At 40.2% G+C, this 15,746-nt stretch carries 14 protein-coding genes; 7 read left to right on the plus strand and 7 right to left on the minus strand.

Annotated elements, in window-relative coordinates; genetic code table 11:
- Window positions 1-223 precede the first annotated feature (223 nt).
- Window positions 224-1,591, plus strand: a complete 1,368-nt coding sequence (locus BLR27_RS09395; protein WP_090704365.1) for a methyltransferase RsmF C-terminal domain-like protein — start codon at window positions 224-226, stop codon at window positions 1,589-1,591.
- On the opposite strand, the gene BLR27_RS09400 is transcribed toward BLR27_RS09395, so the two are convergent.
- Complete coding sequence (locus BLR27_RS09400) at window positions 1,588-1,947, minus strand: CoA-binding protein (protein WP_090704187.1); 360 nt, start codon at window positions 1,945-1,947, stop codon at window positions 1,588-1,590. The genes BLR27_RS09395 and BLR27_RS09400 overlap by 4 nt on opposite strands.
- Window positions 1,948-1,971: 24 nt before the next feature.
- Window positions 1,972-3,519, minus strand: coding sequence for an NAD(P)/FAD-dependent oxidoreductase (locus BLR27_RS09405; protein ID WP_090704189.1), 1,548 nt, complete (start codon window positions 3,517-3,519; stop codon window positions 1,972-1,974).
- 95 nt (window positions 3,520-3,614) lie between these two features.
- Between BLR27_RS09405 and BLR27_RS09410 the strand changes: the two genes are divergently transcribed.
- From BLR27_RS09410 to BLR27_RS09425, 4 genes are all read left to right on the plus strand, one after another.
- Entirely contained in the window at window positions 3,615-4,193 is a 579-nt protein-coding gene (locus BLR27_RS09410) for a LemA family protein (protein WP_090704191.1), read from the plus strand.
- Between the two features lie 68 nt (window positions 4,194-4,261).
- Window positions 4,262-4,696, plus strand: coding sequence for a TPM domain-containing protein (locus BLR27_RS09415; RefSeq protein WP_090704192.1), 435 nt, complete (start codon window positions 4,262-4,264; stop codon window positions 4,694-4,696).
- A 28-nt stretch (window positions 4,697-4,724) separates the two neighbouring features.
- Entirely contained in the window at window positions 4,725-5,513 is a 789-nt protein-coding gene (locus BLR27_RS09420) for a TPM domain-containing protein (protein ID WP_090704367.1), read from the plus strand.
- 137 nt (window positions 5,514-5,650) lie between these two features.
- The gene (locus BLR27_RS09425; RefSeq protein ID WP_090704194.1) at window positions 5,651-6,202 is read left to right on the plus strand and encodes an NUDIX hydrolase; all 552 of its coding nucleotides are present in this window, start codon (window positions 5,651-5,653) and stop codon (window positions 6,200-6,202) included.
- A gap of 24 nt (window positions 6,203-6,226) precedes the next feature.
- Here the strand turns inward: BLR27_RS09425 and BLR27_RS09430 are convergent, their stop codons facing one another.
- From BLR27_RS09430 to BLR27_RS09445, 4 genes are all read right to left on the minus strand, one after another.
- The gene (locus BLR27_RS09430) at window positions 6,227-8,383 is read right to left on the minus strand and encodes an outer membrane protein assembly factor BamB family protein (RefSeq protein WP_090704196.1); all 2,157 of its coding nucleotides are present in this window, start codon (window positions 8,381-8,383) and stop codon (window positions 6,227-6,229) included.
- A gap of 192 nt (window positions 8,384-8,575) precedes the next feature.
- Window positions 8,576-10,003, minus strand: coding sequence for a chromosomal replication initiator protein DnaA (gene dnaA, locus BLR27_RS09435; protein WP_090704198.1), 1,428 nt, complete (start codon window positions 10,001-10,003; stop codon window positions 8,576-8,578).
- A 734-nt stretch (window positions 10,004-10,737) separates the two neighbouring features.
- Window positions 10,738-12,285, minus strand: coding sequence for an acyl-CoA mutase large subunit family protein (locus BLR27_RS09440; protein WP_090704199.1), 1,548 nt, complete (start codon window positions 12,283-12,285; stop codon window positions 10,738-10,740).
- Between the two features lie 4 nt (window positions 12,286-12,289).
- Window positions 12,290-12,823, minus strand: a complete 534-nt coding sequence (locus BLR27_RS09445) for a DUF7935 family protein (protein WP_090704201.1) — start codon at window positions 12,821-12,823, stop codon at window positions 12,290-12,292.
- A 94-nt stretch (window positions 12,824-12,917) separates the two neighbouring features.
- On the opposite strand from BLR27_RS09445, the gene BLR27_RS09450 reads away from it, so the two are divergent.
- Both BLR27_RS09450 and BLR27_RS09455 read left to right on the plus strand, forming a co-directional pair.
- On the plus strand, window positions 12,918-13,271 hold the full coding sequence (locus BLR27_RS09450) for a HesB/IscA family protein (protein WP_090704203.1): 354 nt from the start codon (window positions 12,918-12,920) through the stop codon (window positions 13,269-13,271).
- A 66-nt stretch (window positions 13,272-13,337) separates the two neighbouring features.
- Window positions 13,338-14,582, plus strand: coding sequence for an ABC transporter permease (locus BLR27_RS09455; protein ID WP_090704206.1), 1,245 nt, complete (start codon window positions 13,338-13,340; stop codon window positions 14,580-14,582).
- A gap of 89 nt (window positions 14,583-14,671) precedes the next feature.
- Here the strand turns inward: BLR27_RS09455 and rfbB are convergent, their stop codons facing one another.
- Window positions 14,672-15,724 carry a dTDP-glucose 4,6-dehydratase gene (gene rfbB / locus BLR27_RS09460; protein ID WP_090704208.1) on the minus strand — a complete coding sequence of 351 codons (1,053 nt, stop codon included), beginning with the start codon at window positions 15,722-15,724 and terminating at the stop codon, window positions 14,672-14,674.
- Between the last annotated feature and the right edge of the window lie 22 nt (window positions 15,725-15,746).

A 15,746-nucleotide genomic window follows, 5' to 3' on the forward strand; every position in this document is an offset into this window, starting at 1 on the left:
TTGGTTTAATAATAAACTTTTTTCTAAGCCAAGGTTTACTATTTTTAACAATGAAAAACTATTAGAAACCGGTCAACTCTAATTAGGGAAGTACAATCGTCCTTGCTCTTTGATCCTTTGTCTTGGTTCCTTGGTCTTGGTTCCTAATTCCTGGTTCTGCAAATAATTAATACTCATTTCAATGTTCTGCCATATCAAGTATTCCCGTATTTTTGAATCAATTATGACAAGCAAACTTCCTCCTGCACTTATTCGATCTTTAATAGAGAATTATCATATTGAAGACGAAGAATTTATTGCAACGCATACTAATGGAGAACAGCTTACCTCCATAAGACTGAATCCGTTCAAGCATTCACAAGCATTTGCAAATTCTGAGCAGATGCCCTGGTGTACTAATGGAAGATATCTTGCTGAACGTCCTTCCTTCACTGCCGATCCTTTATTTCATGCAGGATGTTATTATGTACAGGAAGCTTCATCGATGTTTCTGGAGCATGTCATGAAGAATACGATTGACCTGTCCGAAAATCTGAAGGTACTCGATCTATGTGCAGCACCCGGAGGGAAAAGCACATTAATTAGTTCATTATTAACTAAAGACAGTTTATTGCTGGCCAATGAGATCATCAAAACCCGGGTACCTGTACTTTGTGACAACCTGAACAAATGGGGACCGGAGAACACATTTGTCAGTAATAATGATCCAAAAGACTTTAAAAGACTGGAAGGTTATTTCGATGCTATAGTAGTAGATGCCCCCTGTTCGGGTTCAGGCATGTTCCGTAAGGACCCTGCTGCAATTAATGAATGGTCGGAAAGCGCAGTACAACTTTGCAGCCAGCGACAGCAACGCATACTTGCCGACGTCATTGATGCATTAAAACAAAATGGGACACTCATTTATTCTACATGCTCCTATTCTAAACAGGAGAATGAAGAAATATCAGACTGGCTTTTTGAAACATTTGAACTGGAAAGCATCAGAATACCAATAGAAAGTGAATGGGGAATCGTGGAAACACAATCTGATGATCATCAATGCTATGGATACCGGTTCTATCCTCATAAAGTAAGAGGAGAAGGCTTTTTTATTGCTGCCTTCAGAAAAAAATCAATAAGTGCCTTCCCGCAGATCAGGAGAGCCAGAGAAAATACAGTCAATACAAAGAGCGAGGAAATTATCAAAAGGTGGCTGATAGATTCTCAGGAGATCAGATTAATTAATCTGCAGGAAGAGTTTTTTGCAATACCTGCCAGACTTGAAGCAGACTTATCATATCTGCAATCCCGGCTTTATCTTAAAAAATCGGGAGTAAGGATCGGAAAGGTAATGGGGAAAGACCTGGTTCCAAATCATGAACTGGCGGTAAGCCTGTTAAATAACCCGGCTGTTCACCGGATCAACCTGACCCATGACCAGTCAATATCTTATCTTAAGAGAGAAGAACTGCGACTGGAATCAGATCACAGAGGCTGGGCATTGATGTGTTTTGAAGAGCATCCGCTCGGCTGGGCAAAGATCCTGGATAACAGACTGAATAATTACTTCCCGAAAGAAATAAGAATTACGAACCCGAATGTAGTTTAATATTGCCCTGTTGAAAGAAGCACCAGCGTACATGCTTCAGTGGTTTCTATCCCATTATTTTCAGCCATGCTTTCAAGTTCAGGGTTTTCAGTTCCCGGATTGAATATAATTCTCCTGGGTTTAGATTTCAATATGTAATCATAATAAGGAACCTGATTATCAGGTCCCAGATATAGTGTAATTGTATCCAGGTCCTGATGGATGGTTTCGGGCAGTTCAATCGGAACACCTGCAACTTCCCCCTGCTTTATTCCTACATTCACTATCGGATGACCGTGCTCCACCAGGCGATGTGCCGCAAGATTGGAATAACGTGATGGATTTGTACTTGCGCCAAGAATGAGTGTCTTCTTCATATCTTCCTTATATATAGGTATGTATTAGTTTATTGTTTTAAAAGCAGCATCTGCACAATTCATCCCATCAATTGCTGCTGAGACAATCCCACCAGCATAACCAGCCCCTTCTCCACATGGAAACAGACCCGAAAGCTGAGGATGCTGCAAGGTTTCTTTATCTCGCGGAATTCTAAGTGGTGATGATGTTCGGGATTCCACACCAACCAAAATTGCCTCATTCGTATAATATCCATTCATCTTTTTACCGAATACCGGCAATGCCTTCTGCAGTCTCTTATATATGAATTCAGGGAATACCGATGTCAGATCCGCAGACCGGGTTCCGGGGATGTATGAATTTTGGGGAAGATCAGAAGAGATCTTGTTATTCACAAAATCTACCATACGTTGTGCAGGAGCGACCAAATGTCCGCCTCCCGCATTAAATGCAAGCTTTTCGATCTCAGACTGAAATTTCAGCATTTTAAATGGATCATCCATACTCCCGGGAACATCCTCCAAATTGATCTGAACAACCGTTCCTGAATTGGCAAACGGATTATTCCGCTTGGATGGCGACCAGCCGTTGACCACAATTTCGTTCTGATCAGTAGAACAAGGCGCAATGATCCCACCGGGGCACATACAAAAAGAAAATACCCCACGATTATCAACCTGTTCGACTAAACTATAATAAGAAGGCGGAAGATATGGACCCCGGTCAAGACAATGATACTGAGCCTGATCAATGATTTCCTGAGGATGTTCGATCCTGACTCCTAAGGCAAAGGGTTTAGCTTCCGTCAATACCTTGTGTTTTTCCAACAAGTAATAAATATCGCGGGCTGAATGCCCGGTTGCTAGGATTACACCTTCTGCTTCAAACTTTTTATCGCCGGCCAGAACACCTTTTAGTGTATTTCCGGAAATTATCAGGTCCGTGACACGGCAATCGAAATGAATTTCGCCACCATCATTCAGTATTCTGTCACGAATGGATGTAATTATCCCCGGAAGTTTGTTCGTACCAATATGTGGCCTTGCATCAATTAATATATCTGTTGTGGCACCATGGGATACGAATGTTTTTAATACATATTGAATGTCACCACGTTTATTTGACCGGGTATATAATTTACCATCAGAATAAGTACCCGCTCCTCCTTCGCCAAAACAGTAATTTGAATCGGGATCAATGATACCTTCTTTATTTATTAAAGCAAGGTCTCTCCTTCGCTGCTTAACATCCTTACCCCTCTCTATAATAACAGGTTTTAGTCCGAGTTCAATACATCTTAATGCAGCAAATAAACCTGCGGGACCAGCACCGATTATTAAAACCGGCTTTTTGTCGCTGACATTTTGATAAGTACCTGTAATTATTTCAGGTTCAGGAACTTCATCAATAAAAACATTTACCCTCAATCTGAATACCACTTTGCGACTGCGGGCATCGATCGAGCGCTTGAGAATTTGGACGTTTTTTACACGTTCAGGGCTGATATTTAAGGATTTACATGCCGAATCTCTGATGAAAATCTCATCAGCTGAATGTTCCGGAAGAAGAACCAGTTCAATTTCTTTGATCATATTTATTGCCGGGTATTATCCCGGATGTGTAACAAAGGTATGAAAATTGATTCCTATAGTGTAAATTTATAGACTAGAGAAACCTTAATTTAATTATGAAAAAATTAGTATTGAATATCATTGGATTCTTCGCGGTGCTTTCATTAAGTTCTTGCGGATATAACAGTATGGTTAAACTGGATGAGCAGGTGACTTCACAATGGGCTCAGGTAGAGAATGTGTATCAACGCAGGGCAGATCTTATACCAAATCTTGTAAACTCTGTTAAAGGAGCAGCAAATTTTGAGAAAGAAACCTTAACTCAGGTTATTGAGGCACGTGCCAAAGCTACTTCAGTTAATGTTGACCCTACCAAACTTACTCCGGAGTCGATCGCACAATTTCAGGCCGCTCAAGGAGCTTTGAGTCAATCTTTAGGACGTTTACTGGCAACTGTTGAAGCTTATCCTGAACTTAAAGCAAACCAGAATTTCCTTGAGCTCCAGGCACAATTGGAAGGTTCTGAAAACAGAATAACTGTTGAGCGTCAAAAATTCAACACGGTAACGCAGGAGTATAACTCTACAATAAGGACCTTTCCAAATAACCTGACTGCAGGTATGTTTGGATTCAAGGCAAAAGGATACTTTCAGGCAGAAGCCGGGGCAAATAAAGCTCCAAAGGTTGAGTTCTAAGTATAGCTAACCGTATTAATTCATTAACTGATCGCCGGAATCTAATTCCGGCGATTTAAATTTAAGCCATGTCAATTTTTAGTGAAAAAGAGCAACAGCTTATCAGTGAGGCTGTTGAATCAGCAGAACGATTCACATCCGGAGAAATCCGTATTTGTGTGGAGAAGACTTGCAGCGAACCGGTTCTGGATCGTGCTGCGACCTATTTCAAAAAACTTGGGATGGACAAAACATCTCAAAGAAATGGCGTTCTGATCTATATTGCCACACAGGATCATCAATTTGCTATAATTGGCGATGCAGGTATTAATAAATTAGTCCCACATGATTTTTGGGATAGCACTAAGGATACTATGTTAAGCTTTTTCAAGGACGGTGATCTGACAGGCGGGATCATTGCCGGTATTAAAATTGCCGGAGAACAACTGCAGTCCTTTTTTCCATACCTTGATGGAGATGTGAATGAACTACCAAATGAGATCTCTCACATGGATGGTAAATAGTGGAAATTACAATTCAATAAAGCTTCAAATGAATATTAAACATATTTTTTCTACGGTCGTATTTCTATTATTAAGTACCGTGCTTCTGGCACAGACTTTCCCGGAAAAGCCAAACCGTCTTGTTAATGATTATACTCAAACACTTTCAGCACAGCAGATCGGTCAGCTTGAGCAGAAACTAGTTGCTTTTAACGATTCAACCACCACTCAAATTGCGGTAGTTCTGATCAAATCGCTTGAAGGTTACGATGTGGCTGATTATGGCGTTCGACTGGCAGAATCATGGGGTATTGGGGGTGCTAAAAATAATAATGGGGTATTACTGCTTGTCTCTCTTGGCGACAGAAAAGTAACCATTCAAACAGGTTATGGAGTAGAGGGGGCATTGCCTGATGCGATCACCAAAAGAATTATTGAACGTGAGATCACTCCAAATTTCAAGACAGGCGATTACTATGCTGGTCTTGATGAAGGTACCAGTGCCATCATTTCTTATACCAAGGGTGAATATAAAAATGACGCCCCTAAGAAAACAGGTAAAAAAGGCGGACTTGGAATCGGATTTATAATTATCATGATCATCATTATACTGATAGCCATCAAAAAAGGTGGAGGAGGAAGTGAGGTCATAGGCGGTCGTGGAAGCGCAAGTCCTTTTTGGTGGTTGTTGATGGGTTCACAACTTGGAAGAGGAAATAGTGGCGGATTCGGTGGATTTTCCGGTGGCGGAGGTGGTTTCGGTGGCGGCGGCGGAGGAGGTTTCGGCGGATTTGGTGGTGGAAGTTTTGGTGGTGGCGGGTCAAGCGGAAGCTGGTAGATGAGGTGAAAGCCGAAAGCCGAAAGCTAAAAGGGAAAAGCTGAAAGCCTAAAGCCGAGAAACAAAAACTGAAAGCTTAAGCTGAAAGTTAAAAGTTGAAAGCCAGAGTGCATAAATGTAAAAAGAGTCTATAAAACATGAGCCATCTCGATTGGGAAAAACTTTCATCCAAATATATTGTCCGGGAAAACTGGGCAACACTCCGGGTTGACTCCTGCAAAATGCCCGATGGCACTCTCATTCCTGATTATTATGTTTTGGAATACCCTGATTGGGTAAATGCTATTGCTCTAACTGAGGACAATGAAATTATTCTTGTCAGACAGTACAGGCATGCTGCAGGGGAAGTGATCCTGGAACTGCCGGGTGGATGTATCGAAAAAGGCGAAAGTCCGGAAGAGGCCATCAGAAGAGAATTACAGGAGGAAACCGGATATCAATTCACAGAAATTGAATTTTTGTCGAGCCTGTATGCTAACCCGGCAACAGCAAATAATAAAACCCACTGTTATATTGCCCATGGCGGCCGGCTTGTTGGTAAACAACAGCTGGATAAGGGAGAGGAAATAGATATTGAACTGGTTAGTCCTGAAAAATTAAAAGAACTTGTTTTAAGCAATGCCTTTGGACAAGCACTGCATACCAGTGGAATTTTCTACGCTCTAATCAAATTGGGTTTGCTAAAATAATATCAATCTGATTTTAACCACTGATCAATTACTCTTAGTATCAGGTAAAGCAAAGGCAACATAAGAGTCGCCGGATTTACTGCCCAGTTTACCACCGCCACAAGCGATCACCAGAAATTGCTTTCCATTGATCATATAAGTTGCCGGACTCGCAAAACCTGCTGCAGGTAGTTTTGATTCCCAAACCATTTTTCCCGAATTCTTATCAAATGCCCTGATCTTTTCATCAGGAGTTGCTGCAATGAAAACCAGTCCGCCTTTTGTAACTACTGGTCCGCCATAATTACGCGACCCTGTTATCCCCAGTCCTCTTTTGATCAATTCTGCATACTCTCCCAATGGCACTTTCCACAGAAGCTTTCCGCTGTTCAGATCCACAGCATTTAAGGTACCCCATGGAGGTTTGATTCCCGGATAGCCATCCTTATCCACAAACCGATCATAGCCTTTCATGATGTATGGGATCTGACTTTTCTTATTTGCCTCAGTACTTACAACAGCAATCTGTTGTTTGGATCTATCTTCTGTACCGGTTAAGAATGCGGCCAGAGATTTTCTTTCCGATTCAGGTACATGCTTGAAGGAAGGCATTCTATTCCGGCCCTGCTGAATGATCTGACTCAGCTGAAGTACATTATATTTCTTATTTAAATTTAGCAAAGAAGGATATTCAGTACCGCTACCCTTCAATTCAGGGCCATGGCAGCTGATGCAATGTTTATTATAAACCGCTCTTCCGGGTGTGATGCCTGATCCTTCGGTTTGCGGAGCATCAAACATAACCTGTGTTGAGGGCACTTCATTGCTATTCACATAAAGGATCTTCGTTTCCATATCAACTGCAGCACCTCCCCATTCACCACCGCCCCCAAAATCAGGAAACATCCAGTTACCACCCTTACTTGGAGGAGTAAATTGCGCTCTATTTTTGATCTTAACATATCTCTCCATCAATTCCTTATGAGTTTCAGGGCTAAGATCGCTTACATCTTCAGGTCCGAACTTCTGCCTTGAAAAAGACTCCGGGAGTGTTGGAATCGGCTGAGTTGGCCATGGCTTTTCACCTGGTAAGGCTTCCTGAGGAACAGGTACTTCAGGAATTGGAAATATAGGTTTACCATTGGTTCGGTCAAGCAAATACACATAACCCTGCTTGGTGATCTGTGCCAATGCATCTATATTTTTGCCATTATTATTTACTGTCACCAGGTTGGGAGCAGCAGGAAGATCCCGGTCCCAAAGATCATGATGCACTACCTGATAATGCCAGATATACTTTCCAGTAGCAGCATCCAGGGCTATAATACTATTTGCAAACAGGTTTGACCCTTTGCGGGTACCCCCATAAAAATCGGGAGATGCTGTCCCGGTTGGCACATAAACAACTCCACGTTCTTCATCAAGCGACATACCGGTCCAGTTATTCGCACCACCTATATTTTTCCATGCATCCTTATCCTCCCAGCTGTCATAGCCAAATTCACCCGGTTGGGGAATGGTATGAAATATCCATTGACGCTTTCCTGTTCGAACATTAAACGCTCTGACATGCCCTGGCAATGCATCGGCATCTTCAGAAAGGCTCATTCCCAATATGACAAGATCTTTGAAGATCACCCCCGGAGTTTTGAGTAGCAAAGATCCATCCTGTGATTCAGGGATATCAAGACCCTCCTTCAATTCAATCGATCCATTAGTGCCAAACTCATTAACAGGATTTCCATCCACTGCATTCACAGCATAGAGTTTGGAGCCCGCGCCATAAAAAATGCGCTTATCGGCTCCCTTTTCATCCTGCCAATACATCAGTCCGCGGTTTATTCCAAAGCCAATTTTCTCTTCTGAGTTTGAAGTGGGATCAAAAACCCATTTTTGTTTTCCTGTAGCAGGATCTAAGGCGAAAAGTTTCAATTTTGAACTTGTTACATACAATATCCCATCGATCACAATCGGATTGCACTGCATCTCACTTCGGTTAGCCGTGTCTTTATCGCCTGTATTAAAAACCCAGGCTTCCTTTAACTGTGACACATTCTCTAAATTGATCTGATCATTCGAAGAATAACGGTTAGCATCTTTAGTCCCGCCATAATTGGCCCAACCGGAATAATCATTTGACCCTGAATTTGAACAGGAATTAAATAATATGGCACTAAGGGCTAACAGAAATATCGGTTTCATTGATTTATTTTCACAGGAATGATGCTACATGCATAAATACGTGAAGCAATTAAGGAATTAATGTGAATAAAAGCAAGGAAATAGGTAAGATTCAGGATATTACCAATGAAAAAATCTCATAAAACCAGTGTAAAATAACTGGCCTATGAGATCTTAATAAATGAGTACTGAAATTGAAACTGAAAAGAGCACTTAGCTCATCTTTAGTTTCTTTTGAATATCGGCCACGTAGCCTTTGAATTTTTTGTCTGTATCAATAAGATCATCTACTGTCTGACAGGCGTAGATCACCGTTGAGTGGTCGCGTCCACCAAAGAAAGCACCAATTGATTTCAGAGAAGTTTTGGTATGAAGCTTTGCCAGGTACATAGAGATCTGACGGGCCTGAACAATTTCACGTTTCCTTGTTTTGGATTTCACCATTTCGATAGGAACTTCAAAATACTCACAAACAAGTTTCTGAATATACTCCATTGAAATCTCTTTGCTTGAATTCTTGATAAAATTCTTGAGCATTGATTTGGCAAGGTTCAGATCGATCTCCTTTTTGTTCAGAGTAGATTGAGCTAATAGTGATACCATGGCACCTTCAAGCTCCCGAACATTATTATCGATATTATGGGCAACATATTCAATTACTTCAGAAGGAAGTTCAATCCCATCAGAATACATCTTCTTATTAAGAATAGCCATTCTTGTTTCCAGATCAGGGATCTGAAGGTCGGCAGACAAGCCCCATTTGAAACGGGACAGCAGGCGTTCTTCCAGACCGGATAGATCTTTAGGTGCCTTATCTGAGGTGATGATCAGCTGTTTACCTGATTGATGCAGGTGATTGAAGATATGGAAGAAAATATCCTGTGTTTTTTCTTTGCCGGCAAAATTATGAACGTCATCCATGATGAGTACATCCATTGCCTGGTAGAAATTCACAAAATCATTGATATTGTTGTTCTTTAACGCATCAACAAATTGCTGCGTAAATTTCTCGCAAGAAACATAAAGCACCAACTTATCAGTTAAAGTACGTTTGATCTCATTTCCTATTGCCTGCGCCAGGTGAGTTTTACCTAATCCAACTCCACCGTATATCATCAGCGGATTAAAAGAAGTACCTCCCGGCTTACCTGCAACTGCATAACCAGCTGATCGTGCCAGCCTGTTACAGTCACCTTCAATGAAATTTTCAAAAGTATAATTCTGATTTAACTGAGGATCGACCTGCAATTTTTTCAGACCCGGAATTACAAAAGGGTTTTTTATGTCCTTATTCAGGGAAATTGGCATTGGCATCGACTGATTTTTACCCTCTGCACCATTACCATTTGACGGCATATTGGTTGTGTAAGGAATACTGGTCGAAGACTTTTCCACAACGATGTTATATTCAAGTCTGCCTTCTTCTCCCAACTGCTTTTTTACAGTCTTTCTGAGTAGTCCTACATAATGTTCTTCAAGCCATTCGTAAAAGAATAAACTCGGTACCTGTATAGTCAAAACGTTACCCTCTAGACGTAAGGCTTTTATAGGCTCAAACCAGGTTTTAAAACTCTGAGCCGGGATGTTATCCTTAATAATCTGGAGACAGTTATTCCATACATGTGTACAAGTTTTTTCCATATAATTTTACTAATAATCTGATTTACAATCAGTGCCGAAAGAAATGTTGATAACTCTTTGGAGAATCAATAATCGGAAAAAAATCCGATTAAAAAACTATAATTTGAAATTAGTTTTAACTAATTGTTATTCAGGTGAATAACTTATTTTTTGACTATTTAACTATTAGAATTAAAAAGCAATTATTTGATAATATTTAGTATAAAATTTAGCCATATTTATTGAAAAATCTGCTTCATTTAAAGTATTTATGCACATATTTATTAAAAATACTGTGTTCATTCAGGCTAAGGAAATGTTCTGCTTAATTGATTTTTTTATAGCAATCAATTCTGATCTAATATAAGAAACCAAATATCTGTACTTTTTGATTTTGGTTAACAATTAATTGGTAAAGGATCTTTGTAAATCACACAGGTTTTCATGATTTCCATGAACAATTTTAAACAGGATATATTGTTTTTGAATCTTTTAAATTCAGCATCCCTGATCGGTTAATATAGATGCCTAAGAATCACCAGTTATTAAATTAATGGTCTGGAAAATATTAAACTACTGAATCTTTTTTATTCAGACTCCAATAATGTAACAAAAAACAGGCCAAATTATTTGAATCTCCCTCATATTCAAGGAAATAACATCAGGAAAATAGTTGTCAGGTTTTCAAAAATCACCTGAACTACGGAAATATATCTTGATAAATCAACTTATTTGCTGGATCAAAAAATCAATGTTTACTGATATTCGCCAAACTCTTGTCTGAAAGTATCGGCGATCTCGCCAAGAGTAGCGTACACCTCTACTGCAGCTATGATATAAGGCATTGTATTTAAACCTCCTCTTACAGAATCTCTAAGGGCTTCTAAAGCCCTTTCAACAGCCAAACCATCTCTTTCGGCACGCAGACTGATCAGTTTATCGATCTGTACTTTTCGGATAGAATCATCAACCCGGAAAACCTCGGGTTTTAGTCCTTCAGCATCCACATATTTATTAACTCCAACTAAAATGGCTTCCGCACTTTCTATGTCCTTTTGATACTGATAGGCCGAGTTAGCAATTTCATTCTGTATATAACCTTCTTCAATTGCGGCCACTGAACCACCTTTTGCATCAATAATTTCGATATACTTCCATGCAGCAGCTTCAATTTCGTCTGTTAAAGACTCTACAAAGAAAGATCCTGCAAGCGGATCAACCGTATCAGTAACTCCACTTTCAAATGCGATGATCTGCTGTGTTCTTAAAGCTACCTTTGCTGCTGCCTCAGTAGGCAATGAAAGTGCTTCATCAAATCCATTGGTATGCAGGGATTGAGTTCCGCCTAATACTGCAGCCATTGCCTGATTTGTAACCCTGATCACATTGTTAAGAGGCTGCTGAGCGGTTAAAGTTGAACCACCTGTTTGTGTATGAAAGCGTAGCTTCTGAGCAGCAGGATCGGTTGCACCAAGGTTTTTTGTGAGCTGTGCCCACATCCTCCTGGCAGCACGGAATTTTGCTATCTCTTCAAAAAAATTATTGTGACAGTTAAAAAAGAAAGACAGACGTTTAGCGAACACATTGATATCCAATCCTTTGTGAATAGCCGCCTGCAGATAGGCCTTCCCATTTGCTAATGTAAACGCAAGTTCCTGTACAGCCGTGGATCCGGCCTCTCTTATATGGTAACCAGATATAGATATAGTATTCCATTTAGGCAGTTCCTTACTACAGTACTCAAAAACATCTGTAATAAGTCGCATGGATGCTTTAGGAGGATAAATATAGGTTCCACGTGCAGCATATTCCTTTAATATATCATTCTGAACAGTTCCAGAGATCTGCTTCAGATCGGCACCCTGCTTTTTTGCCAGGCAAATATACATCGCCAACAAAATTGGAGCAGTAGCGTTAATGGTCATTGAGCTGGTTACCTTCTGAAGATCGATCCCATCAAAAAGGACTTCCATATCCTTTAGTGAATCAATTGCAACCCCTACTTTTCCGACTTCACCATCAGACATTTCATGGTCAGAGTCATAGCCTATCTGCGTAGGAAGGTCAAATGCCACGGATAAACCGGTTGTTCCCTGCGATAGCAAATAATGATATCGCTTATTTGATTCAAAAGCAGTAGAAAATCCTGCATACTGACGCATCGTCCACATCCTGCCTCTGTACATATCCTTTTGGATCCCACGGGTAAACGGAAATTCACCGGGCAATTCCAAATTTTTAGGTTCTGTATAGACTTCCTTTATCTCAATCCCTGAGCTGGTTTTAAATTTTTTTTCACTCATTTCTTTAAAATAAAGACTGGATATCTCTTTTTACAATGCCCAAAGCTACGTCATACGGATTTTCGCTTTCCAGATTTGCCAGATGTGTGAGTACAGATTTACTCAGATCCATAGAACTTGCTTCAGCCGGTAGAGCATTCGCAGTACTGCTAATGATTCCGATCGTCTCTTCTTTGATCTTTTTTACCACTGTCCATGTCATTTCAGTCACGTAGATCTGTTGTGAGATATTGTGCTGGTATTCCGAACGGATATCGGCTATGATAATTTTATGCATCTCAACAGCGCTCATTCCAGGGACATGTAAACGAACGAGCAAATTCGCAGGATTGATCCTTTCCAGGAACAAAACTGTACGCTCATACGCCTGCAGCCTTAATGGAAGGGTGTGTTTAAGTCCGGCCTTCTTCAATTCCAATCGTTGAAAGTTAAGATTTTGCAGAAGCAAGGGCTTCACAAAGTACCATGCGGCAAAGAATACCAGAAGTCCGGAAAGTGTGTATTTAACTATATCAAACAAATAAGTGATTTCATTCATGGTTTTGCAATTGTTAACAGATGGTCAAAATGCCATCGATCAAAACAAAAGTGAGCAATTTCACGTATATTTGTGATAAGATTTTAAAAGAAATATGAGTACAGAAATTGCAAATCTTACAGCACCAGTTACCTTAACAGATGGGGCTAAGAAAGAAATAAAAAAACTTATTCAGCAGCAGGAATTAGGTGAAGATTACGGATTACGTCTGGGCGTTGAAGGCGGTGGTTGTGCAGGGATGAATTATGTTTTAGGCTTCGATCAGAAAAAGGAAGGCGATCAGGAGTACATGATTGACGAGATCACAGTATTTATGCATAAGGCACATGGCCTGTATTTAGCCGGAATGGAAGTTGATTTTAAGGATGGATTAAATGCCCGCGGATTTACTTTTAGTAACCCGAATGCCAGCAGCACCTGTGGTTGCGGAACATCATTCTCAGTTTAAAATATATTTTTGTAACATTTTATGAAGTCCTGCTGTCAAACCAGCAGGACTTTTTATATTTATACTATGGCAGGAACAATGAGTTATTCTGAAAATGTTAAGGTTGCTATGCAATCTGTGAAGGGTAACAAGCTTCGGACATTTTTAACTGCAATCATCATAGCTATTGGTTTAACAGCACTTGTTGGCATTTTAACCTCTATTGATGCAATTGAAGGATCTTTGAATAATACATTTTCTAGCATGGGCGCTAATTCCTTTACCATCAGAAACCGGGGAATCGGAATCAGAATTGGCGGTGGCGGACAGAGGCCAAAGAGGTATAAATCAATAGATTACAGGCAGGCGACTGCATTTAAAAGCAATTTCGACTTTCCGGCAACCATTTCTGTAAATACCTTCGCTTCATTTGGAGGAACAGCGAAATATGGAAATGAGAAAACCAATCCTAACATTTCTGTTCTTGGGGCTGATGAAAATTATTTAATGTCGGCAGGGTATAAACTTGCTGGTGGCAGAAATTTCTCTCAGTCAGAACTTGAATACGGTACCAGCGTAGTAATTATTGGCGATGAAATTAAAACCCGCCTCTTCCCCAATGCAGATCCGATCAACAAAATAATCAGTATTGGAAATAATAAATTCCGGATCGTTGGACTATTGGCCGCTAAAGGCTCGAGTGTTGGTTTTGGAGGTGATAAGATCTGTGTGATCCCTCTCCTTCGTGCTAAACAGGTGATGACTATCTCCAATCCATCCTATACTATTTCTGTAATGAGTGATGATCCAACACAAATGGAATATGCAATTGGTGAGGCCACTGCATTATTCAGGAATGTCAGGAATCTGAAAATAGCTGATGAAAACAATTTTGAGATCACAAAAAGTGATGCTATCGCTCAAACACTGGTAGACAACTTGAAATTTGTACGAATTGGAGGAATTGTGATCGGTGCCATCACACTGATAGGCGCTGCAATTGCATTGATGAATATCATGATCGTTTCAGTTACAGAACGAACCCGTGAAATTGGTATACGTAAAGCTATTGGTGCAACACCACTGGTTATTCGCAGACAGTTTTTGATTGAAGCCATCGTCATTTGTCTGATGGGAGGCATTACCGGCGTATTTCTGGGAATCCTTATTGGCAATTTACTCTCCATGGTAATGGGCGGATCATTTATTATGCCCTGGGGATGGACCATCCTTGGATTAAGTCTTTGTGTTGGTGTGGGCTTAATATCAGGACTTTACCCTGCAGTGAAAGCGTCTAAGCTGGATCCTGTGGAGTCGCTCAGATATGAGTAAAGGTTAAAGCTAAAAGGTTAAAGCTAAAAGGTTAAAGGGAAAAGCAAAAAGTGAAAAGCAAAAAGAATAAATCAATATTCAATTAATAATTACCTTTTGCCGTACTGATCGTTATAATAAGTCTGGTAATTACCAGAGGTGACACTCTGCAGCCATTCTTCATTAGTTAAAAACCAATCGACAGTTTTTTCGAGTCCTTCTTCAAATTGTAAGCTGGGCTTCCATCCCAGATCTGCCTGAAGTTTCGATGAATCAATTGCATATCGAAGGTCATGCCCGGCCCGATCTGTGACAAAAGTGATCAGATTTGCTGATGTGCCAGATTCACGTCCCAACTTTTTATCCATTATCTTACAAAGCAAACGGATCAGATCAATATTTGTCCATTCATTATGCCCGCCAACATTGTATGTACTGCCAGCAGCGGCGCGATGAAAAATCACGTCAATTGCACGTGCATGATCTTCAACCCATAACCAGTCGCGGATATTTTCACCTTTCCCATAAACTGGAATTGGAAGGTTATTTTTTATGTTATTAATTGAAAGCGGGATCAGCTTTTCAGGAAAATGAAAAGATCCGTAATTGTTGGAACAGTTGGAGATCACTGTATCTATACCGTAAGTATCATGATAGGATCTTACAAAATGATCGGAACTGGCTTTTGATGCTGAGTACGGGCTATGCGGATCATAGGCGGTTTCTTCTGTAAATAAACCCTTTTCTCCAAGACTACCATAAACTTCATCTGTTGAAACATGGTAGAAACGGTGGCTGCTATAATTACTTTTCCATTGATGACGTGATGCATTCAGGAGATTTACAGTCCCCACTACATTAGTCATAACAAACTCGGTAGGATTACTTATTGACCTGTCGACATGCGATTCGGCTGCAAGGTGAATAACTGAGTCGAGCTGCTCTTCAGAGAATAATTTATCAATGAATGCAGCATCAACGATATCACCCTTTATAAATTTATAATTGGGTTTATCCTCAATATCTTTCAGGTTAAGCAAATTCCCGGCATAAGTTAACTTATCAAGATTTATTATCTGATATTCAGGATAGTTATTTACAAATAGCCTAACCACATGAGAGCCAATAAACCCTGCTCCGCCAGTAATCAAAATTTTCTTCATTTCTAAGATATTTTATTGATCC

Origin of the sequence: Daejeonella rubra (assembly GCF_900103545.1) — a bacterium.
GTDB lineage: Bacteria > Bacteroidota > Bacteroidia > Sphingobacteriales > Sphingobacteriaceae > Daejeonella > Daejeonella rubra.